Source organism: Algibacter luteus, from assembly GCF_900141715.1.
GTDB lineage: Bacteria > Bacteroidota > Bacteroidia > Flavobacteriales > Flavobacteriaceae > Arenitalea > Arenitalea lutea.
This window is the reverse complement of sequence record NZ_FQYK01000003.1, coordinates 286,026-308,463: the sequence shown is the minus strand read 5'-3', so window position 1 is coordinate 308,463 and position 22,438 is coordinate 286,026. Positions and strand designations below refer to the sequence as shown.

The 22,438-nt window shown below is 34.8% G+C and carries 23 protein-coding genes; 10 read left to right on the top strand and 13 right to left on the bottom strand.

The annotated features are described in order from the left end of the window. The first annotated feature begins 61 nt into the window (after positions 1-61). The 3 genes from BUA46_RS07460 (at position 62) to BUA46_RS07450 (ending at position 2,708) form a co-directional block, all read left to right on the top strand. On the top strand, positions 62-652 hold the full coding sequence (locus BUA46_RS07460) for a carboxymuconolactone decarboxylase family protein (RefSeq protein WP_026009972.1): 591 nt from the start codon (positions 62-64) through the stop codon (positions 650-652). 287 nt (positions 653-939) lie between these two features. After that, positions 940-1,890, top strand: coding sequence for an oxidoreductase family protein (locus BUA46_RS07455; RefSeq protein ID WP_019386886.1), 951 nt, complete (start codon positions 940-942; stop codon positions 1,888-1,890). Then, entirely contained in the window at positions 1,890-2,708 is an 819-nt protein-coding gene (locus tag BUA46_RS07450) for a 3'(2'),5'-bisphosphate nucleotidase CysQ family protein (RefSeq protein WP_019386887.1), read from the top strand. Before BUA46_RS07455 ends, BUA46_RS07450 begins: the two co-directional genes overlap by 1 nt. Before the next feature lie 10 nt (positions 2,709-2,718). Here the strand turns inward: BUA46_RS07450 and BUA46_RS07445 are convergent, their stop codons facing one another. The 4 genes from BUA46_RS07445 to BUA46_RS07430 all read right to left on the bottom strand — a co-directional run bounded on the left by BUA46_RS07445 (position 2,719) and on the right by BUA46_RS07430 (position 5,214). Beyond that, positions 2,719-3,288, bottom strand: coding sequence for a uracil-DNA glycosylase family protein (locus tag BUA46_RS07445; protein WP_019386888.1), 570 nt, complete (start codon positions 3,286-3,288; stop codon positions 2,719-2,721). A 44-nt stretch (positions 3,289-3,332) separates the two neighbouring features. Continuing rightward, the gene (locus BUA46_RS07440; protein ID WP_019386889.1) at positions 3,333-3,677 is read right to left on the bottom strand and encodes a HopJ type III effector protein; all 345 of its coding nucleotides are present in this window, start codon (positions 3,675-3,677) and stop codon (positions 3,333-3,335) included. 13 nt (positions 3,678-3,690) lie between these two features. Beyond that, the gene (gene rsmI / locus BUA46_RS07435) at positions 3,691-4,365 is read right to left on the bottom strand and encodes a 16S rRNA (cytidine(1402)-2'-O)-methyltransferase (protein ID WP_019386890.1); all 675 of its coding nucleotides are present in this window, start codon (positions 4,363-4,365) and stop codon (positions 3,691-3,693) included. Positions 4,366-4,470: 105 nt separating this feature from the next. Further along, the gene (locus tag BUA46_RS07430; RefSeq protein WP_019386891.1) at positions 4,471-5,214 is read right to left on the bottom strand and encodes a DUF8457 domain-containing protein; all 744 of its coding nucleotides are present in this window, start codon (positions 5,212-5,214) and stop codon (positions 4,471-4,473) included. A 107-nt stretch (positions 5,215-5,321) separates the two neighbouring features. On the opposite strand from BUA46_RS07430, the gene BUA46_RS07425 reads away from it, so the two are divergent. From BUA46_RS07425 to BUA46_RS07405, 5 genes are all read left to right on the top strand, one after another. Further along, on the top strand, positions 5,322-5,969 hold the full coding sequence (locus BUA46_RS07425) for a thymidine kinase (RefSeq protein ID WP_019386892.1): 648 nt from the start codon (positions 5,322-5,324) through the stop codon (positions 5,967-5,969). Beyond that, on the top strand, positions 5,962-7,068 hold the full coding sequence (gene alr, locus BUA46_RS07420; protein ID WP_019386893.1) for an alanine racemase: 1,107 nt from the start codon (positions 5,962-5,964) through the stop codon (positions 7,066-7,068). Before BUA46_RS07425 ends, alr begins: the two co-directional genes overlap by 8 nt. 110 nt (positions 7,069-7,178) lie before the next feature. Continuing rightward, a complete protein-coding gene (gene mscL / locus BUA46_RS07415) occupies positions 7,179-7,586 on the top strand; it encodes a large conductance mechanosensitive channel protein MscL (protein ID WP_019386894.1) in 408 nt (135 codons plus the stop codon). Between the two features lie 137 nt (positions 7,587-7,723). Continuing rightward, the gene (locus BUA46_RS07410) at positions 7,724-8,713 is read left to right on the top strand and encodes an aspartate-semialdehyde dehydrogenase (RefSeq protein ID WP_019386895.1); all 990 of its coding nucleotides are present in this window, start codon (positions 7,724-7,726) and stop codon (positions 8,711-8,713) included. Positions 8,714-8,862: 149 nt separating this feature from the next. Next, positions 8,863-11,577 carry a T9SS type B sorting domain-containing protein gene (locus BUA46_RS07405; RefSeq protein WP_019386896.1) on the top strand — a complete coding sequence of 905 codons (2,715 nt, stop codon included), beginning with the start codon at positions 8,863-8,865 and terminating at the stop codon, positions 11,575-11,577. Positions 11,578-11,589: 12 nt separating this feature from the next. On the opposite strand, the gene BUA46_RS07400 is transcribed toward BUA46_RS07405, so the two are convergent. Continuing rightward, positions 11,590-12,378, bottom strand: a complete 789-nt coding sequence (locus BUA46_RS07400; protein ID WP_019386897.1) for a carboxylesterase family protein — start codon at positions 12,376-12,378, stop codon at positions 11,590-11,592. A 142-nt stretch (positions 12,379-12,520) separates the two neighbouring features. Between BUA46_RS07400 and BUA46_RS07395 the strand changes: the two genes are divergently transcribed. Continuing rightward, entirely contained in the window at positions 12,521-14,689 is a 2,169-nt protein-coding gene (locus BUA46_RS07395; RefSeq protein ID WP_019386898.1) for a prolyl oligopeptidase family serine peptidase, read from the top strand. 42 nt (positions 14,690-14,731) lie between these two features. Beyond that, a complete protein-coding gene (locus BUA46_RS07390; RefSeq protein ID WP_019386899.1) occupies positions 14,732-15,643 on the top strand; it encodes an ABC transporter ATP-binding protein in 912 nt (303 codons plus the stop codon). A gap of 3 nt (positions 15,644-15,646) precedes the next feature. Here BUA46_RS07390 and BUA46_RS07385 read toward each other — a convergent pair whose 3' ends face one another. The 8 genes from BUA46_RS07385 to pdxA all read right to left on the bottom strand — a co-directional run bounded on the left by BUA46_RS07385 (position 15,647) and on the right by pdxA (position 22,432). Then, positions 15,647-16,096, bottom strand: coding sequence for a hypothetical protein (locus BUA46_RS07385; protein ID WP_019386900.1), 450 nt, complete (start codon positions 16,094-16,096; stop codon positions 15,647-15,649). Then, positions 16,093-17,208: an NAD(P)/FAD-dependent oxidoreductase gene (locus BUA46_RS07380; protein ID WP_019386901.1), complete on the bottom strand. Its 1,116-nt coding sequence runs from the start codon at positions 17,206-17,208 to the stop codon at positions 16,093-16,095. Before BUA46_RS07380 ends, BUA46_RS07385 begins: the two co-directional genes overlap by 4 nt. Before the next feature lie 161 nt (positions 17,209-17,369). Continuing rightward, positions 17,370-18,722, bottom strand: a complete 1,353-nt coding sequence (gene accC / locus BUA46_RS07375) for an acetyl-CoA carboxylase biotin carboxylase subunit (RefSeq protein ID WP_019386902.1) — start codon at positions 18,720-18,722, stop codon at positions 17,370-17,372. 86 nt (positions 18,723-18,808) lie between these two features. After that, positions 18,809-19,294 carry an acetyl-CoA carboxylase biotin carboxyl carrier protein gene (accB, locus tag BUA46_RS07370; protein WP_019386903.1) on the bottom strand — a complete coding sequence of 162 codons (486 nt, stop codon included), beginning with the start codon at positions 19,292-19,294 and terminating at the stop codon, positions 18,809-18,811. Between the two features lie 22 nt (positions 19,295-19,316). Next, the gene (locus BUA46_RS07365; RefSeq protein ID WP_019386904.1) at positions 19,317-20,318 is read right to left on the bottom strand and encodes a beta-ketoacyl-ACP synthase III; all 1,002 of its coding nucleotides are present in this window, start codon (positions 20,316-20,318) and stop codon (positions 19,317-19,319) included. Positions 20,319-20,498: 180 nt separating this feature from the next. Then, on the bottom strand, positions 20,499-20,702 hold the full coding sequence (rpmF, locus tag BUA46_RS07360) for a 50S ribosomal protein L32 (RefSeq protein WP_019386905.1): 204 nt from the start codon (positions 20,700-20,702) through the stop codon (positions 20,499-20,501). A gap of 9 nt (positions 20,703-20,711) precedes the next feature. Then, a complete protein-coding gene (locus tag BUA46_RS07355) occupies positions 20,712-21,254 on the bottom strand; it encodes a YceD family protein (protein WP_019386906.1) in 543 nt (180 codons plus the stop codon). 125 nt (positions 21,255-21,379) lie between these two features. Then, positions 21,380-22,432 (bottom strand): 4-hydroxythreonine-4-phosphate dehydrogenase PdxA, encoded by a 1,053-nt coding sequence (pdxA, locus tag BUA46_RS07350; protein ID WP_019386907.1) that lies wholly within the window; start codon positions 22,430-22,432, stop codon positions 21,380-21,382. Positions 22,433-22,438: the final 6 nt, after the last annotated feature.

Sequence of the window (22,438 nt, the reverse complement as noted above, 5' to 3'; positions counted from 1 at the left end):
CGATAGAATAATTGCCCTGATGTTTCGTATAAGTATCAAAAATACTACAAAAAAAACAACTATGCCTTTAGTAACACCATTATCTGCCAATCATGATTTAGAAACCAAGGAACTCGCTGAGTTTTTCAATGAAACCTTAGGTTTTTGTCCCAATTCGGTATTGACCATGCAACGTCGTCCTGCTATTAGCAAGGCTTTTATTAATTTGAATAAGGCAGTTATGGCCAATGAAGGCAGAGTCACATCAGCATTAAAACGGATGATTGCATGGGTGTCAAGTAATGCTACGGGCTGCAGATATTGTCAGGCACATGCCATACGTGCGGCAGAGCGTTACGGTGCAGAACAAGAACAACTAGATAATATTTGGGAATACCGAACACATCCTGCTTTTAACGATGCTGAACGTGCTGCGCTAGATTTTAGTTTAGCCGCAAGCCAAGTGCCAAATGCCGTAGATGAAAACATTAAAAAACGATTATACGAATACTGGGATGAAGGTGAAATTGTTGAAATGTTGGGTGTAATTTCTTTGTTTGGATATTTAAACAGATGGAATGATAGTATGGGAACAAGTATTGAAGACGGTGCAGTAGAAAGCGGTGAGCAATATTTAGGAAAACATGGTTGGGAGAAAGGGAAGCATATCTAATTCCTGCGAAGGCAGGAATCTCTTGAGGTGTATCGAGATTTTTTATTAGCCACGAAAACACGAATAATTTTTTTGAACCTTTCCAGAAATGGGGAGGTTTTTTTTAATATTTAGCCTTGTCCTTTTTTTTAAATCAACTTATTTGTAGATTGATTTCAAATAAAAAATTCATGTCTTAAACCGTTTGAGGTTATTGATTTAGTTTAGTATCAAAAAATAAGTTAGACCAAATCATATTGAAGAATTGAGGCATTTAAAAAACTACATTTTCCTACCTTTGAAACCCTATGAACGAGCATTTCAAATCAATTATTCTGCAAAACACTGGTGCGTCTTCTTTATTTGAAAAAGAAGTCATTCAGGAATTATGGAGTGGTTATGGTAAAATTATACGTGTTGCATTAAAAAATTCTACTTTAGATAGCGTTGTTGTTAAACATGTGCAATTACCAAAGCGTCATAATCACCCTCGAGGATGGAATACAGATATTGGTCATCAAAGAAAATTAAAATCTTACGAAGTAGAAACCACTTGGTATGAGCTGTACAGCAAAAATAGTATGGCACGCTTACCTAAGTGTTTTGCTATTGAAAGTCAACATGACGAAACATTAATAGTACTTGAAGACTTAGATAAAGCAGGTTTCCCACTACGAAAACAAAACGTAACATGGCAAGATATAGAAACTTGTTTAGAGTGGTTGGCACAATTTCATGCAAGTTATTTAGGTAAAGTTCCAAACGGGCTTTGGGAAGTTGGCACCTATTGGCATTTGGAAACTAGACCGCAAGAACTAGAGATTTTACAAGATAAAGCATTGAAAAATGCTGCTGTAGCCATTAACAAAAAACTGAATAGCTGTAACTTTAAAACATTTGTTCATGGCGATGCTAAATTGGCGAACTTCTGTTTTTCTGAAAATGGACAAGTTGCAGGAGTAGATTTTCAATATGTAGGCGGTGGATGTGGTATGAAAGATGTAGCCTATTTCGTTGGAAGTTGCCTTAATGAAAGTGATTGCGAACGTTTAGAATCAAAACTATTAGACACCTACTTTACACATTTACATAAAGCTCTTGGTAAAAAAAATGAAGCACTTGAAAATGAATGGCGCCCTTTATATCGTGTGGCTTGGGCAGATTTTCATCGCTTTTTAAAAGGTTGGAGCCCTAGCCATTGGAAAATTAATACTTATAGTGAACGTATAACTGCTGAAGTCATTAAAAACATACAGTAATGGATTTACAACATTTAGCAAATATAGCTATTGAAGCTGCACTTTCTGCTGGAAAAATCATTCAGAAGCACATAAATGAAAACATTATTGTGGAGAAAAAAGTAGCAGGATCTAATTATGCTTCTCAAGTAGTAACAAAAGTAGATCGTGAATGTGAACGTATTATTTTATCCCATTTAAAGCCAACTTGTAAAGCGCTTGATATTGGCTTATTATCAGAAGAAACGGAAGATGATGGCAGCCGATTTGAAAAAGATTTCTTTTGGTGCATAGACCCATTGGATGGTACACTAGCATTTATTAATAAACAACCTGGGTTTTCTGTTGCTATTGCTTTAATTGCAAAAGATGGAACACCTGTAATTGGCGTTGTGTTTGATCCGAGTACGGAAACATTATACCATGCCATAAAAAGAAACGGAGTTTATAAAAATAGGACGCCTTGGATAATTAAAAACACGAATGACTATTTGACTTACTTGACGGATAAAAAACTAAGAGATACACCTAAGTTTTTTGAAATACAAGAAATACTTAACAAATATGAAGTTAACTTGGGATTAAAAGGAATTAAAGAAATCTCAGGAGCAGGTGCAGTAATGAATGCTATTTTTGTTTTAGATAACGGACCTGCATGTTTTTTAAAACTCCCAAAAAAAGAAGTTGGAGGAGGCAGTATTTGGGACTTTGCCGCTACAGCTTGTATTTACCACGAACTCGGTTTACCAGCAACAAATTATAATGGTGGAGCATTAGATTTAAATAAAAAGGATGGTACTTTTATGAATCATCAAGGTGTTTATTATTCCAATACATAATAATGTTTAGTTAAATCATTTTTTTGATTCTTTCCCTCAACACCGGCAACACCTCAACCTCAAACCAAGGGTTTTTAGTCAACCAAAACCTATTTCGTGGACTTGGGTGTGGTAAAGGCAGATATTGAGGTAAATATTCTTGAAAATTATCAACTGTTTCTGTCAATGTTTTTTTAGCATTTTTTTCCAAATAATACTTTTGAGCATACATGCCTATTAAAATAACCAACTCCACATTTTTTAGTTCATCAAATAAAGGTTTATGCCATTGTGGTGCACATTCTGGTCGTGGTGGTAAATCGCCTGTTTTACCTTTTCCTGGGTAGCAAAAACCCATGGGGATAATGGCGAACTTGGTTTCATCGTAAAAATCTTCTTCAGACACATTGAGCCATTTACGCAATTGTTTGCCGCTAGCATCGTCCCAAGGAACTCCAGAAGCATGTACTTTTGTACCTGGTGCTTGTCCTATAATAACGATTTTAGCTTCAGGATGTGCTGTAACTACAGGTCGCGGACCTAAAGCCAAATGCGATTTACAAATGGTGCATTGTTTTATTTGGTTGAGTAAATCTTGCATGTGATGTAAGATTCTGAATCGCGTTTTAGATGATATCGATTTGTTTATTTTTCCACCAATGGTTCTCCCTTAAAACTCAATCCAGAAAAACCGGTTTTCATGAAGTTTCTGATGTTTTGATGTCCGTTACCGTTTGGGTCTTTTAACACATCATCATAATAATATTGTCCAAAACAGGCTAATGTTTCCTCTTTTGATAAGCCTTGTATTTTTGCGAATGCAAACAATTGACAAGAACCTGAATTTTGTCCTACGGCATTATCTAAAGTCCCATTTTTAAAAGCTGTGGGGTTAAAACTGTAGTTGGTTTCTATAACATTCATGGTTTCAGAAAACTCAATTTGTTCGGGACTTTCTTTTAATTTTTTCTTGAAAGATGTAATATTCATTTTATGTTAAATTCTATTTGCTTTTTCCGCCAACAACCACAACAATCTCACCTTTTGGTGGTTTGTTTGTATAATATTCTAAAACTTCTTTAGCGCTTCCGCGAATGGTTTCTTCGAAAAGCTTGGTTAATTCACGTGATACAGAAACGGGACGGTCTTCGCCAAAATATTCACAAAAATGACCTAAGGTTTTTACCAGTTTATGAGGGCTTTCGTAAAATATCATGGTTCTGGTTTCTTCGGCTAATAATAATAGTTGGGTTTGGCGTCCTTTTTTTACGGGTAAAAAGCCTTCAAAAACAAACTTATCATTTGGTAAGCCAGAGTTTACCAATGCCGGCACAAAAGCTGTTGCTCCTGGTAAACATTCTATATCTATTCCATTTTCTATACAGGCACGAGAAAGTAAAAAACCAGGATCTGAAATAGCCGGTGTTCCTGCATCGCTGATGAGGGCAACCGAAGTACCACTTTTTATTCTCTGAAGGATATTTTCAACCGTTTTATGCTCATTGTGCATATGATGCGATTGCATGTGCGTTGAAATTTCATAATGCTTTAATAATTTCCCTGAAGTTCTGGTATCTTCTGCTAAAATTAAATCGACTTCTTTTAGTACTTCTATGGCTCTAAAGGTGATGTCCTTTAAATTTCCAATGGGAGTTGGAACGATAAATAATTTACTCATATGTGTTAGTGATTGCCGTGGTTAGCTTTTGGCAAGGCGCGCATCGAGCCAAAACTATGAACAAAAAGCACGACCGCGCTTTTTTTGCGCGGTAACACCATAGTTTTAATTAAACTTAGCTTCTATAATTTCTAAAAATCGCTCTTCGAATTCTTCTTTTCCTTCCCAATTGTTATAATCTGGTTTTACGATAGTTTCAATAAAATGTTTTGCTTCGTTATAGGTAGTAATGGTGTTAAGTTGCGATAAAACTCTGTTATAATCTTCGGTTTCGCCATTAAAAAGGTGCTTGATAAAGGCAATTTTATCATTTAACCCAATTTTAAAACCACCATTTTTAAGCGTATCGTTTAAAGATTTTTTACCGTTTGAAACGCCATTTTGGGTTTTTGTAATAGGCTCGAAAATGGGTGTTTCCTCAAATCCAGCAGTAATATCTTCTAGGTCGTGCCTTTTTATTGGGGTTTTAGGTATGGCTTCTTCAAATACGGTTTCTATCTGTTCAGATTCATCTGGCATAAACTCTACCATATCTTTAATTTTATTCATAACAGGTTCCATTATGGCATCGTCTTCAACATCGTCAAGATTTATGTATATTTTGTCTTCAACCTCTATATTGTCGCTAATTTTGTTGTTAAAAGCGGTGTCAAGCATACCAAAAAACGACGAGTCGTTGCCAATTGTAGGCAAGTCGCCATCAAAATTTTCGTGTGCAAATTTGAGCACAGAAAGTTTTTCGTAAAGCGCAGTAACTTCAGCATGCATTTTTATGACATCTTCTTTCCCTTTCAATTTGAGAATTCTATGTGCGATACTGACAAGTTCAGATTCTAGCTTCTTCTTCATTGTTTATAAATTTTTAATTAATGCACTTTAGCTTTTTGATTTTTAATAAATTTGCGTCACCTTTATACAAACGATAAATTGCTTTCTTTTAGTGTTAAAATTACGAAATGTTTCTTGAAAATACAGTAAATCATAAAGAACAATTTGGATGGATTGAAGTTATCTGTGGTTCCATGTTCTCTGGAAAAACCGAAGAATTAATCCGTAGGCTTAAGCGTGCGCAATTCGCAAGACAGAAAGTTGAGATTTTTAAACCTGCCATAGACGTGCGTTATGATGAGGATATGGTTGTTTCTCATGATGCTAACGAAATACGCTCTACACCTGTACCTGCAGCCGCTAACATTCCTATTTTGGCCGATGGGTGTGATGTTGTTGGTATTGATGAAGCTCAGTTTTTTGATGATGAAATTGTTCGAGTTTGTAACGATTTAGCAAATAAAGGAGTGCGTGTTATTGTAGCTGGCTTAGATATGGATTTTAAAGGCAATCCTTTTGGCCCCATGCCCAATTTAATGGCCACGGCAGAATATGTTACTAAAGTTCATGCCGTTTGCACCAGAACTGGAAATCTAGCGCAATATAGTTATAGAAAAAATCAAAATGACAACTTAGTATTACTTGGTGAGGTTAATGAATACGAGCCATTAAGTAGAGCCGCTTATTATAAGGCGATGCTACGTGATAAGGTTAGAAATATGAAGGTAAATGAAGCCGAAGAAATTATTAATAAGCCAAAAGACTCCAATGCCTAAAGCACAACAAACGGTGCTTGAAATTGACTTACAAGCATTGAAGCATAATTTTGAATATCTCAAATCTAAATTACAATCTAATACTAAATTTTTAGCAGTTGTAAAGGCGTTTGCCTATGGAAGTGATGCCCATAAAATTGCACAATTTTTACAAGAATTAAATGCCGATTATTTTGCTGTGGCCTACACTAATGAAGGTGTTGAACTGAGAGAAGCTGGTATTACTAAACCCATTTTAGTTTTGCATCCGCAAACTGTAAATTTTAAAGTTCTTATTGAACACTGTTTAGAGCCTAGTATTTATAGTGCTAAAATTTTAAATGAGTTTATTGATGTGGCTTCCAAGGAAAATCAAACCAATTATCCTATTCATATTAAATTCAACACGGGTTTAAACCGGTTAGGGTTTTCTCAAAATGAAACTGATGGAATTGTTTCAAAATTGAAAAACACCAAAGTGGTGAAAACAAAATCAATGTTTTCACATTTAGCGGCCAGTGAAGATTTAAATGAAAAAGATTTTACAATAAGTCAAATATTAACATTCAAAGAGATTGCCAAAAGTTTTGAGAAAGGCATCGGTTATAAACCATGGCTTCATATGTGTAATACATCTGGTATATTAAATTATCCTGAAGCCCACTTTGATATGGTAAGGAGCGGCATTGGTTTGTATGGCTTTGGGAATTCAGAAAAAGAAAATAAAAATTTTAAACCCATTGGCACTTTAAAGACCATTATTTCCCAAATTCATACAGTAAAAAAAGGCGAATCTGTAGGTTATAATCGTGCCTTTAAAAGTGATACGGTGCTAAAAACAGCCACTTTGCCAATTGGTCATGCTGATGGCATTGGAAGGCAATATGGAAAAGGCAAAGGGTTTGTAACTATAAATGGACAGAAAGCACCCATTGTTGGAAATGTTTGTATGGATATGATTATGGTAGATGTTTCAAATATTGATTGTAATGAAGGTGATGAAGTTATTGTTTTTGGCAAAAATACAACCGCGGAAAACCTAGCTATTACCGCTGAAACTATTTCATACGAACTTATTACGGCTGTGTCTCAGAGGGTTAAAAGAATTTTTACACAATAAAAAAGCAACTATAGTTCGTTGATTTTTAACTGGTTTTATGCTATAATTTCTATTTTGTGACTTTTTTAATTATCTTGGTCTAACTAATATAACCATTAAATCAAATTAAAATGTTAAAAGAGTTTAAAGATTTTATCATGACGGGTAACGTTGTGGAATTTGCCGTTGCAGTGATAATGGCAGGAGCTATTGGAGCTGTTGTTAAAGGTTTTGTTGACAATATTGTAATGCCTGTAGTAGGCCACTTCTCTGGAGGTATGGACTTTGCACAATTAAAAATAGTCTTAGATGAGGCTATTGTTAATGCAGAAGGAGCCATTACTACACCAGAAAATGCCATTATGTGGGGTTCTTGGGTTAACACGATTGTTAATTTAATAATTGTAGGTTTAGTGATGTTCTTAATTGTTAAAGCTTACAACAAAACTAAAAAACCAGTAGAAGAAGCACCAGCTGAACCTGCAGGACCTTCTCAAGAAGATTTACTCGCTGAGATAAGAGATTTGCTTAAAAAATAACAATCTGTTAAATAAATAACAACCTGTTATTTGTTGTTAAAAAGCCCTCGTTTTTGAAAAATGAGGGCTTTTTTTAGATTTTAAAATGGAATTAATACTTAGTTTTGTCGTCACAAAATTTATTAAAAGTTAGAAAAATGAAAGTAGCTGTTGTAGGCGCCACTGGTATGGTTGGTGAAGTGATGTTAAAAGTTCTTGCAGAACGTAATTTCCCTGTTACAGAATTAATTCCTGTAGCATCAGAAAGATCTGTTGGAAAAACCATAACATACAAAGGAACAGATTATAAAGTAGTTGGACTAGAAACAGCAGTTTCTATGAAACCAGATATTGCCCTATTTTCTGCAGGTGGAAGTACATCGTTAGAATGGGCTCCTAAATTTGCTGAGGCTGGTACAACAGTAGTTGATAATTCTTCTGCTTGGAGAATGGACCCAACAAAAAAACTAGTCGTTCCAGAAATAAACGCCAATGAATTAACTAAAGATGATAAAATTATAGCCAACCCTAATTGTTCTACAATTCAATTGGTAATGGCTTTAAACCCGCTTCATAAAAAATACAAAATGAAACGTGTTGTGGTATCAACATACCAATCGGTTTCTGGAACTGGTGTAAAGGCTGTACGTCAATTAGAAAATGAAATTGCGGGAGTTGAAGGCGAAATGGCATATCCTTATCCAATTGGAAGAAATGCATTACCACATTGTGACGTTTTTGAAGAAAATGGGTATACTAAAGAGGAAATGAAATTAGCCAGAGAACCTCAAAAAATAATGAATGACAGAACATTCTCTGTTTCCGCAACAGCCGTTAGAATTCCAACAGCTGGTGGGCATTCAGAATCTGTAAATGTGGAGTTTGAAAATGATTTTGATTTAGCTGACGTTCGTAAATTACTTCATGAAACTCCAGGAGTTGTTGTTCAAGATAACACCGATACCAATACGTATCCAATGCCTATTTTCGCTCATGAAAAAGACGACGTTTTTGTTGGTAGAATAAGAAGAGATGAAACACAACCCAATACGTTAAACATGTGGATTGTAGCAGACAACTTACGTAAAGGCGCTGCAACTAATACGATTCAAATTGCGGAGTACTTAATTGAAAACAAATTAGTTTAGATTATAAACTCTAAGATCAAATAAAAAACTCCTGCGTTTTTAACGTAGGAGTTTTTTTTTGAAATGTTAACACGAGGGCTAAACAAAACAATCAAATAGCTTTTTTGTATATTTAAGGCTATTCTATTTCCTCCTTAAACGAATTGTTAATGCGCCATCTTGTTATCATATGCATTGTATTTACCACTTTTGTAGCTCAGGCACAAAATGAGGCAAACAATTGGTTCTTTGGTTCTAAGGTTGGATTAAAATTTGATGGATTTACCAAACCCGTCGTTCAATATGGTGAGCTAAACACTTTAGAGGGTTGTGCTTCTATTTCAGATAGTTCTGGTAATCTTTTATTTTATTCTGATGGCTCTACAGTATGGTCTAGAAACCATCAAATCATGCCGAATGGAACAGGTCTGCTTGGAGATGAATCTAGCACACAATCTGCTATAATTGTACCTCATCCTACTCAAAGTCATCTATTCTATCTATTTACGGTTGGCTCTACTCAAATTCCTACCGGTTATCATTATTATACCATAGACATGACACTCAATAATGGGTTTGGTGATGTTACTGTTGCTTCAGTTGATTTGTCTGGAGACGATAACGGATTTGATTGGTCTGAAAAAATTACAGCAGTATATGGAAATACCTGTAATACGGTTTGGGTTATTTCATTAGTTAGAAACAAGTTTTATGCCTATAAAATCGATGGCAATGGGGTTAGCTTAACGCCTGTTATATCCGAAGTAAATTTTACAGCTTCAAGATTATCAAGAGGATACTTAAAAGCTTCACCTAATGGAAAAAAAATAGTTGCAGCACATCAAGGTATTAATGGAAGTGATAACGGGCTTTACCTTTATGATTTCAATAATGATACGGGTGAAGTAATTGAGAATAACATCACATTGTTCGATAGAAATACTCAAGTTTATGGAATTGAGTTTTCATCAAAAACCAACAAACTTTATGCATCAACTATAAATAACGAACAATATAAGTTATACCAGTTTGATTTGACAGCCGCTAGCATTAAAAATTCAGGTATCATTATTCATCAAGAACAACCAGCATTTAGAGGTGCTTTGCAACTTGGGCCAGATCTTAAAATTTATGTGACTATCCCCGAAACTTATCTTATTGGCAGTAATTACATTGATGTTATTAATTACCCTGAGCTTGACGGCGTACTCTGTGATTTCGAGGAAGATTACATCTTTTTTGGTGCTGATAATTATGTGATGCAAGGGTTGCCTCCTTTTATTCAATCCTTTTTTTACGAAAATGAAATAAACATAGTCAACCCCAATGAAGAGGTCTCTGTAACCAGTAGCGATTTAGAACTTTGTTTAGGTGATAGTTATACACTTGAAGGTGAAGATATTCAAGGTGCAATTTACCAATGGTCTTATAGTGATGGTAATGTTGTAGTAAACCTCCCTACGCCAATACCTGCACATCAATTAACGGTAAACACATTAGGTGATAACACTCCAGGAACGTATACTTTAAAAATTACCACCAACGATGAATGTAACACCCTATTAATTGGTAAAGCCGATGTGTCTTTTACAGCGCCTCCAACAGTTAATTCTCCAACTTTTTTAACGACGTGTGATACTTTTGATAATGACTCAAATGACGGGTTAACAACCTTTAATCTAGAAGAAAGTATAACCGATTTAATTACTGGTTTTGCAGCAGATTACGAGGTTTATTTCTATTTAAATGATAACGATGCTACTACCGATATTCTAAACGAGAATAGTTTACCAGTTTTTTACTATAACACCACCCCAAACCAAATTTTAACCGCAAAAGTGTACAGAAAGAATTCAGATTGTTATGTTTTAGGACAATTACAACTGGGTGCCAATTCAGGACAAAATCTTAACGCAATCGATGTACAAGGCTGTAGCGAAACCAACATGGCTTTATTTGATTTAGACGCTCAAATAGAAAGTATAAGATCGCTAAATGGATTACCCAATAACGTGGATATACAATTTTTTAGCTCATTGGAAGACGCCATTTTAAAATCCAATACCGTAAACGGAAATTATGAGTCTTCAGATAATTTACTTTACTTTTATGCTTCGCTAAATGGAATATGCTATGGTTCAGGTTCATTCAACTTAACCACTAATCCTCTTCCTCCTATTGACAGTCAAGAAGAAACATTAAAGCTTTGCGAAAATGATTTTCCTATTATTATAGAGTCTTCTATACCAAATAATGAGACCAATAATTATAATTATTTATGGAGTTCCGGCGAGATTAGTAATAGCAAACTCATCTATTTTCCACAAACCATTTCGGTAAATGTGATTGACAGGAATACGCTATGTGAAATTACTAAAACTTATATTATAGAGCGCTTATTCGCACCTAGTGTAACTGGAATTGAAATTAATGTAAATAGCGGAACCGTTACAGTTTTATCTTCTGAAAACCTTAATAACACTTACGCTTTAAATGATATTAATGGTGCGTATCAAGAAACCAATGTGTTTTATAATGTTCAACCAGGAGAACACACTTTATACGTTCAAAACTCAAATAATTGTGAAATTACCGAACGTGAATTTTATGTACTAGGATTTCCAAGATTTTTTACTCCGAACAACGATTCGCATAACGACCATTGGGGTATTAAAGGATTAGATTCTGATAAATACACTGTGTCAGATGTGAATATTTTTGATAGATATGGAAAGCTCTTGATTGTGCTTTCTCCCGAATCTAAATGGGATGGTACATATAACGGAGAAGTGCTTCCAGTTTCAGATTATTGGTTTTACGTCACCATAGAAGATAAAGAAGGAAATTCTAAAATTTACAAGGGAAACTTCAGCATAGTACGTTAGTAACCTCAGGTTCTACCAAACTTGATTCTGCACCCAAGCTACACCTTCTTTTAAATAAGACACATAATCACAAGGTGTATAATGCGACAATCCGTCTACTACCACAAATTCAATAGTGCTGCCTGCATTAAGTGAGTCTTCAACAAATGCTTGTGTTATTTCCACAGGAAAAAGCTCATCTGCATTACTATGAATAACATAAAGCGGTACCGCTATTGCAGAAATGGAGCCGTCTGCTCTTCTAGAATTATAAGAACTGGCCATGGCTATACCCGCAGTAAAATATTGAGGAAAAAAATCGGTATACAACCAACTCGCGTTACCTCCATTACTATATCCGGTAACTAATACCTTAGTAGCATCTACATGCCAATTTGCTTTAGCTAACTCTAACAGATTTATAACTTGTATCTGGTTATTTATACTATACCATTGTTCTGTGCCTGCATTCGGGCTTATAATATAAGCATTCAATTCTTCCAGCCCTGGTTCTACATAACAACTAGTGTTTTGATGGGCCGTAGGACTTCCACCTGAAGCACCATGAAGTGCGATCACCAAAGGTCTTTTGTTAGTTTCTGAGGCATCAGTTGGTGCAATGACTCTAAAATTCCAAAACACACCAGTATTCATCGATTCCAAAGAAAAATCATTAATTCCAGGTTGGATATTTAAGTTTTTAAAATCTTCAATAACTTCTTCAATGGTCCGAGAGTCAACTATAACAATGTCTTCGTCATTATCCTTACTACAACCCAAAAAAACCACAACTAAAAGTAATAATACAAATTTTGCTCTCATTATCAATCGTTTATACTCAAAGATAACCAATTTAAACGTAAATCTTCTTTAATTTAACACGAGCATAAATGGGATACAATATCTTTTCTTTGCGAGTTAACTAAACTGTCGTTACTTTTGAAAAAATGATAATTTGACTATCATGAAAAAAATAATTCTCATTCTCTTAAGTTCCTTTATTTTAATAGCTTGTAAAAATTTTAAAAAAGAAAACAATCTTATTTCTGTGAATTACCCAAAAACCAAAACAGTAGACTCAGTAGATACTTACTTTGATATCATCGTTAATGACCCGTACCGTTGGTTAGAAGACGACCGAAGTAAAGAAACAGAAGCGTGGGTAATAGAACAAAATAATGCAACTTTTGGGTATCTAGACCAAATACCTTACCGCAACGAGCTCAAAAAGCGTTTAACCGAAATCTGGAATTACGAAAAAGTTGGGGCGCCATTTAAAGAAGGTGATTATACCTATTTTTATAAAAATGACGGCTTGCAAAACCAATATGTCATTTATCGCCACAAAACTGGTGAAAGCCCAGATAAAGCAACTGTATTTTTAGATCCTAATACGTTTAAAGAAGATGGCACAGTATCACTTGGTGGTATAAGTTTTTCAAAAAATGGAAAAATATTAGCCTACTCAATTTCTGAAGGTGGAAGTGACTGGAGAAAAATATTGATAATGGATGCGGAAAGCAAAAAGATTATCGAAGATACGCTTGTTAATATAAAATTTAGCGGCATGTCTTGGTATAAAAATGAAGGCTTTTATTATTCAAGTTACGATAAACCAAAAGGCAGTGAGCTATCTGCTAAAACAGACCAACACAAAGTTTACTATCATAAATTAGGCACTTCGCAAAATGATGATGAAGTAATTTATGGTGCAACCGAAAGTGAAAAACACCGCTATATATATGGTACGGTTACCCAAGACGATCGTTATTTAATTATATCGCCTCGAATATCAACTACTGGCAACAAGCTTTTTATAAAAGACCTCACAAAACCAGAAAGTAAATTGGTTACGATTTTAGATCATACGGATAGCGATACGTATATTATTGAAAACCAAGGAAGCAAATTGTATTTAGTTACTAATTTAAATGCACCAAATAAAAAAATTGTTACAGTTGATGCTTCAAACCCTACTCCAGAACATTGGGAAGATTTTATTCCTGAAACCGAACATGTTTTAGTTCCATCAAAAGGTGGTGGATATTTCTTTGCAGAATATATGGTAGATGCGGTTTCTAAAGTTTTACAATACGATTATAATGGTAATTTAATAAGAGAAGTCAAATTGCCAGGAATAGGAAGTGCGGGAGGATTTTCAACAAAAAAAATAGAAGAAACAGAATTGTATTATTCGTTCACCAATTATAAAACACCAGGAAATATCTATAAATATGATATTAAAAAAGGCACTTCTGAGTTATACCGAAAACCTGCCATAGATTTCAATTCTGAAGATTATGTAAGCGATCAGGTGTTCTACAACTCCAAAGATGGGACAAAAATACCCATGATTATCACTTATAAAAAAGAATTAAAGTTAAACGGGAAAAACCCAACGATTCTTTATGGTTATGGTGGTTTCAATATTAGTTTAACACCTAGTTTTAGTATTACCAATGCGGTTTGGATGGAACAAGGGGGCATTTTAGCAGTACCCAATTTACGAGGTGGTGGCGAATATGGTAAAGCATGGCATGATGCGGGAATTAAAATGAAAAAACAAAATGTGTTTGACGATTTTATCGCTGCCGCGGAATATCTTATTGATAAAAAATATACTTCTTCAGATTATTTGGCTTTAAGAGGAGGCTCTAATGGTGGTTTACTGGTTGGTGCGACTATGACACAACGTCCAGATTTAGCCAAAGTAGCTTTACCAGCAGTTGGTGTTTTAGATATGTTACGATATCACACCTTTACAGCAGGCGCAGGTTGGGCTTATGATTACGGAACTGCCGAAGACAGCAAAGATATGTTTGAATATTTAAAAGGCTATTCACCATTACACAACGTAAAATCTGGCGTAGAATATCCCGCCACTTTAATTACAACTGGCGATCATGATGACAGAGTGGTACCTGCACATAGCTTTAAATTTGCTGCCGAATTACAAAGCAAACAATCAGGTAATAACCCAACATTAATTCGTATTGAAACGGATGCTGGTCATGGTGCCGGAACCCCGGTTAGTAAAACCATAGAACAATATGCTGATGTTTTTGGATTTACACTTTATAACATGGGATTTAAAGTGCTTCCAAGTAAACTAGATGAAAAAATTAAGGGCTAAAATATCGATTAAATGCTTACAACGTGCTATTTTTGCTAGCCTATGCTAATCGTTAAAAACCTTAAATTCTCCTATAAAAAAACTGCTGTTTTAAAGAATATTTCCTTTGATGCAAATCAAGGAGAAAACGTTGCCATTATTGGAGAAAGTGGATCTGGAAAAAGCACCTTGCTAAAGGTTTTATATGGGGAATATGATTTAGATGAAGGGCATATTTTTTGGAATGATAATGAGATTTTAGGTCCGAAATTTAATTTGGTTGTTGGCTACGATTTTATGAAATATGTAGCGCAAGAATTCGATTTGATGCCTTTTATTACGGTTGAAGAAAACATAGGAAAGTTTTTGTCTCGATTTTATCCTGAAGAAAAACACCGACGCACGCAAGAATTAATAGAAGTTGTTGAACTAACCGAGTTTGCCAAAACCAAAGTGAAAACACTTAGCGGCGGACAAAAACAACGTGTAGCATTAGCACGAGCTTTAGCAAAACAACCCGAAATTATTTTGCTTGACGAGCCTTTTAGTCATATCGATAATTTTAAAAAGCAAAGTCTTCGCAGGAGCGTTTTTAAATATTTAAAAGACAATCATATTACTTGTATAGTAGCAACACACGATAAAGAAGATGTGCTTGGTTATGCAGACCAAATGATTGTTTTAAACAACAATAAAATTGCCGTTAAGGATACTCCGGAGCAATTATACAAACATCCTAAAACACCATTAGTAGCTTCTTTTTTTGGTGAGTTTAATGTGATAAATAATCAGATTTATTATGCGCACCAGTTAGAAGTTGTAAACGATTCTGAACTTAAAATGACCGTTACAAATGCTTATTATAAAGGGCATTACTTTTTAATTGAAGCTGAACTAAATGGAGAACACATGTTTTTTGAACATCCTAAATCCCTTAAACCAGGAACTGAAATTTGTTTAGCTATCAAAAAATAAAAGCTATATAACATTAGTTATTTTAAACGATTCCTCTCGAAAGGTTATAACAGAACCAGTGGTTTTTCCAGCTAAAAGTTGCCCAATTGGTGCATTTGCAGAAATAGCATAAAACTTCTCATTTCCCACTTTAATTTCGCCTGCGCTAATGGCAATATAGTAGTTGGCTTTTGTAGTATATACGACGCTTCCTAAACCAACTTTACTCATGCTTTTATCAGTATTAACTTTGAATAAAATTTGCTTTGTATTTTCGATTTCTGCTAGTTGATTTCCTGCTTTTTCGCGTTCTAGTTGTAACATAGCACGCCCAGTTTCGTGCTTATCTCCTGCGCTACTTTTTGTTTCAGATTGTAAAGATTCTTGAATTTCGTTTATGGTGTTTTGTACCGATTGTAAGCGGTTTTCAACAAATTCTAAACACTGATTATATAATTCTTGTTTCACGTTCATGTTACTAATTCTGCCAATTCTTTGCCAACTAAACTACCAATGGCAATTCCCATACCTCCTAAACGAACGCCACAAAATACATTATTGCTAAGTTGTTTTACTAAAGGTTTTTTTTGCTCCCCAATGCCCATAATACCCGTCCATCTGTGGTCTATTTCGAATGGTGTATCGGGTAAAATAGTCGTTTGTAAAATAGATTCTAATTTATTTTGAATGTTTTTTGTGGTGTTAAATGCTGTGGTTTCTTCGCCTTTGAAGTCTAGATTTCTGCCACCTCCAAACAATATTCTGTTGTCTATATTTCTAAAATAGTAATAGCCCTTATCTAAATGAAATGTGCCTTTTATTTTTAAGTCTTTTATAGGTTTTGTGATTAAAACTTGCGCTCTGGCTGGTTTTACTTCTTGACTGATTAATTGTGATGCAAAACCATTTGTAGTTATGAGAAGTTTTGAAACTGAAAACTCAAAGAGGTTGGTTTTGATTTTTACGGCACTATTCCCTTCTGAAAAATATTCGACATTAGTATTATTTAATATCTTTATGCCTTTTGAATATACTTTTTCAAGCAATGCTTCCATCATTTTTCCAGTATCTATTTGACCTTCAAATTGATTGAATATGTAATTATTTTTTATTTTTTTAAAGTTGAAAATATTGTCTTTTATACTGAATACATAGTCTTTAAAAATTGGTTTTAGCCACTTATTAATGTCCTCCTTTTTTGAGATACAAGCATCGAATAAGGCTTTATCTTGATTTAAAAACAGCTCGTAACCGCCTAATTGTTGGTACCCGATTGCTTTGTCGCCTAGGGTTGTTCTTAATAGTTTTAATCCGTTGATGCGTTTTGTAATAAGTTGATAAACTTCATCTTCTGTATGTGTTTCTAAATCATCAAGTATCTCACTAAGGCTTCCAAAGCAAGCAAATCCTGCGTTTTTTGTACTTGCGCCTTGTGGCAAAACTCCTTTTTCAAGAATAAGGATATTAGCTTTGGGGTGTTGTGCTTTTAATTGAAATGCACAACTAAGCCCAACAATACCACTGCCAACGACACAGTAATCGACTTGTGATAACCATGATTTTATTTCCCAGTAGGACCAATTCATGATGCTAATTTAGGATTTTAAATTGAAGTTTTGAACTGCGTTAGGGATTGCAATGGTTAGCTTTTGGCGAGGCGCGCATCAAGCCAAAACTAGTAATGGAAAGCCCGACCCATGTGGTAACGCCAAAAAAACTCCGAAATTACTTCCGGAGTTTCTAAAATTTAGTCGTTGTTTGGTTTTTCCATAACAAAGTCTTCCATGAATTTAGTGGTGTAATTACCGGCTAAATAATCTGGATGATCCATAAGTTGTCTGTGGAATGGAATGGTTGTTTTTATACCTTCTATAACAAACTCATCTAAAGCACGTTTCATTTTATTGATGGCTTCTTCTCTGGTTTGCGCCGTTGTAATTAACTTAGCAATCATAGAATCGTAGTTTGGTGGAATGGCATAACCTGCGTAAACATGCGTATCTAAACGCACACCGTGTCCTCCTGGAGCATGTAACGTTGTAATAACTCCTGGCGACGGACGGAAACCGTTGTAAGGGTCTTCAGCATTAATACGACACTCGATAGAATGTAGTTTTGGCTCGTAATTTTTACCTGAAATTGGAACGCCTGCTGCTACTAGAATTTGCTCGCGAATTAAATCGAAATCGATAACTTGCTCAGTAATTGGGTGCTCTACTTGAATACGTGTATTCATTTCCATGAAGTAGAAATTACGGTGCTTATCTACTAAAAACTCGATAGTTCCAGCACCTTCGTATTTTATATATTCTGCAGCTTTTACCGCAGCTTTACCCATTTTTTTACGCAGTGCATCGGTCATGAATGGCGATGGCACTTCTTCTGTTAATTTTTGATGACGACGTTGAATTGAGCAATCTCTCTCTGAAAGATGACAAGCTCTACCTGTAGAATCGCCTACTATTTGAATTTCGATATGTCTTGGCTCTTCAATAAGCTTTTCCATATACATATCGTCGTTACCGAAAGCTGCCTTACTTTCTTGTCTTGCAGAGTCCCAAGCTTCTTTTAATTTTTCGGGTTTAAAAACACCTCGCATGCCTTTTCCACCGCCACCAGCAGATGCTTTAAGCATAACTGGGTAACCGGTTTCTTTAGCTACTTTTTGGCATTCTGCAAAATCTTTAATAACCCCTTCGCTTCCAGGTACACAAGGTACACCTGCAGCTTTCATAGTGGCTTTGGCGTTTGCCTTATCGCCCATACGTTCTATCATTTCTGGAGAAGCACCAATAAATTTTATTCCGTGTTCTTCACAAATTTTTGAAAACTTTGCGTTTTCTGATAAAAATCCATATCCTGGGTGAATCGCATCTGCATTAGTTATTTCTGCAGCTGATATGATGTTAGACATCTTTAAATAAGACTCGCTACTTGGAGCAGGGCCTATACAAACCGCTTCGTCGGCAAACTTAACGTGTAAGCTTTCTGCATCAACAGTAGAATAAACTGCTACGGTTTTAATACCCATTTCTTTACAGGTTCTAATAACACGAAGTGCTATTTCCCCTCTATTGGCAATCAATATTTTTTTAAACATAACTTCTTGAATTAAAAATTACAAATTCCAATCGCCAAATTCCAAATATTGGATTTTGAGATTTGTTTATTGGAATCTTTAATAGGTTATGATGGATCGACTAAAAATAATGGTTGATCGAACTCTACTGGAGAAGAATCGTCTACCAAAATCTTTACAATTTTCCCTGAAACTTCAGATTCAATTTCATTGAAAAGTTTCATTGCTTCAATAATACATAATACATCGCCTTCAGCAATGGTTTGTCCTACCTCAACAAATAAAGGTTTATCTGGAGAAGGTTTTCTATAAAATGTACCAATGATTGGTGATTTGATTGTAATGTATTTTGAGTCGTCTGAAGCTGCAGGAGCCCCAGGTTCTGAGGCTGCCGCAGGAGCTGCAGGAGTTTCAGCTGCAGGAGCTGCAATGACTTGTTGCGGCATTTGAGCAGGAACCTGATGCACAATAGTTGTATCTGAATCTGACCCTGTTTTAATGGTGATTTTAATATCATCCATTTCTAATTTAACCTCGCTGGCGCCAGATTTGGCAACAAACTTAATTAAGTTTTGAATCTCTTTGATATCCATAATTATACTAATTAGTTAGTGGTTAGTTTTTTGAATTATAAGCCCATTTTAAATAAATAGCACCCCAATTGAATCCGCCTCCAAAGGCAGCAAAAATAATATTGTCTCCTTTTTTAAGTTGTGATTCGTAATCGTGTAATAGCAATGGTAACGTCGCAGAAGTCGTGTTTCCGTACTTGTGAATGTTTATCATTACTTTTTTCTCGTCTAAATCTATTCGCTGTGCAGTTGCATCAATAATTCGCTTATTAGCTTGATGTGCTGCCAACCAATCTACAGAATCTTTGGTAAGATTATTTCGTTCTAAAATTTTAACTGTCGCATCTGCCATATTAAAAACGGCATTTTTAAAAACTGTTCGCCCTTCTTGAAACGCGTAATGCCCTCCTTGTGCAAGAGTTTCTGATGTTAAAGCATGTGAAGAACCTCCATAAGTTGCTTGTAAAAACTCTCTACCTGTACCGTCACTTCTTAAATATTCATCTTGTAACCCTAATCCTTCTTCATTAGGCTCGAACAAAACGGCACCAGCACCATCGCCAAAAATAATACAAGTGGCCCTGTCTTTATAATTTATGATAGACGACATTTTATCTGCTCCTATAAGTAAAACATTTTTGTATCGTCCGGACTCGATGTAGGTTGAAGCAACAGACATACCATAAAGGAAACTAGAGCATGCGGCATCCATATCGAATGAAAACGCATTCGTTGCTCCAATTTCTGAAGCCGTAAAAGAAGCTGTTGAAGCTGCCTTCATATCTGGTGTTGCGGTTGCAACAATTACCAACTCTATATCTTTTGGGTCTATACCTCTTTTATTAATAAGGTCTTGAGCTGCTTTAATGGCTAGGAAAGAAGTTCCTTTACCATCTTCTTTTAAAATACGACGCTCTTTGATTCCTGTTCTTGAGGTAATCCATTCGTCGTTAGTATCAACCATTGTTTCAAGAATTTGATTGGTTAATACATACTCTGGCACATATGCACCTACAGCTGTTATTGCCGCTGAGATTTTACTCATACTTTTATAGTTAATTCGACCAAAAATTGATTAAAATAGGACAAAAACGTTCAAAATTTCATGAAAACTACTAAATTTTCACTTAATAATTTACAAATTACACGTTTTTGTTAAGTAGAAAAAGCATTTCATAAAAAAAACGCTCATAAATGAGCGTTTTATATATGCATGCATAATAGTTTATGCAACGTTTTCTACTTCTCCAGAATTATCAATTAATACTTGACCTCTGTAATATAATTTTCCTTCATGCCAGTGAGCTCTATGGTATAAATGTGGTTCACCTGTTGTTGGGCATGTAGCAATCTGTGGCGCAGTTGCTTTGTAATGTGTTCTTCTCTTATCTCTTCTTGTTTTCGAGATTTTTCTTTTAGGATGTGCCATTTTATATGTTTATTTATCCGTTAATAATTTCTTTAATGTATTCCAACGAGGATCAATTTCCTCTTTTTTCTCTTTGTTTTCGTTTTGTTCTTTTGGGCTTAAAGCCTCTAACTTTTCGAGTATTTCTGAGTTTAATGTACCATCTTCAATTCCTGGATGCACTCTTTTAATAGGCACAGCTAATACAGATAATTCATAAATATATTGCTGTATGTTAACTTCGTAAGTGCCATGAGGAACAATAAGAATATCAATATTCTCATCGTTATATTCATCGCCAAACTTCACCACCAAAACAAAATCATTTTCAATTATTTGGTTATATGGTTCGTTTGTGATATCGCAATTAATATTAACCCATCCAGTAATTTTAAAGTGCAATTCTAATAATGTGCTCTTTTTTTCAAACTCTAGATTAACATTAATATTTACATCATTAAAATCTTCATACTCAAAATGTTCAAAGAACGCTTGCTTTATCGCATACTCAAAATGATGTTTCCCTATTTTTAATCCTACAAATGGAATTGTAAACTCTTTCAACAGCTTCATAATCACATCTATTTTGAGCCTGCAAATATATAAATTTTTATTTACCTAGCATGAGTTATCAACATTTTTTTGATTATGTTTTTTTAACCCTTTTTTCAGTAGAGTTTCAACTCATATTCAGCTATTTAACGACGCTCTTTTTTAGGAGATTTTTTTAATGGATTTGCGGTTAGTTGTTCATAACTCGTTCTGTTTTTAAAAATCCTAATGGCACTAAAAACGGCTTCTTTAAACGAGTTTTCGTCCGCAACACCTTTTCCCGCTATTTCGTATGCTGTTCCATGATCTGGTGAAGTCCTTACTTTATTTAAACCTGCAGTGTAATTGACACCCTGACCAAAGGATAATGTTTTAAACGGAATTAACCCTTGATCGTGGTATGAAGCAATTATGGCATCAAAATTTTTATAATTGTTTGAGCCAAAAAAGCTATCGGCAGCATAAGGACCAAAAACTAATTTTCCTTGCGCTTTTATTTTATGCAATGTGGGTCTTAAAACTTCATCGTCTTCACTTCCAATAACACCATTATCTCCAGTATGCGGGTTGATGCCCAATATTGCTATTTTAGGTCTTTGAATTCTGAAATCTTTTAACAGCGAATTATAAACTGTGTTTATTTTTTGTTCGATTAATGCTGATGTAATATGAGTTGATACATCTTTTACAGGTACATGGTCTGTAAGCAAGCCAACTCTAAGAGTATCTGTTATCATAAACATCAAACTTTCGCCTTCCAATTCTTGTGCTAAATAATCGGTATGTCCTGGGAATTTAAATGCTTCAGATTGAATATTATGCTTATTAATTGGCGCCGTTACCAATACATCTACTTCTCCATCTTTTAACGCCTTTGTTGCAGACTCTAAAGATTTTATGGCAAAAGCCCCTATTTTCATATCTTCTTTACCGAATTCGATTTTTACTTCGTCTTTCCAACAATTGAAAACATTAACCTTATTATGAGCTATCTGGCTCAAATTATTAATATTGTTAAAATTGATTTCAGATTTGAAATGCGTTTTTAAAAAATTCATTGTTTTTGCCGAAGCAAAGATTACTGGCGTACAAAAATCTAAAACTCTTGAGTCTTCAAATGTTTTTAAAATGATTTCTCCACCAATACCGTTTAAGTCGCCTATGGATATGCCTACTTTTATATTTTCTTCTTGCTTCATTATATA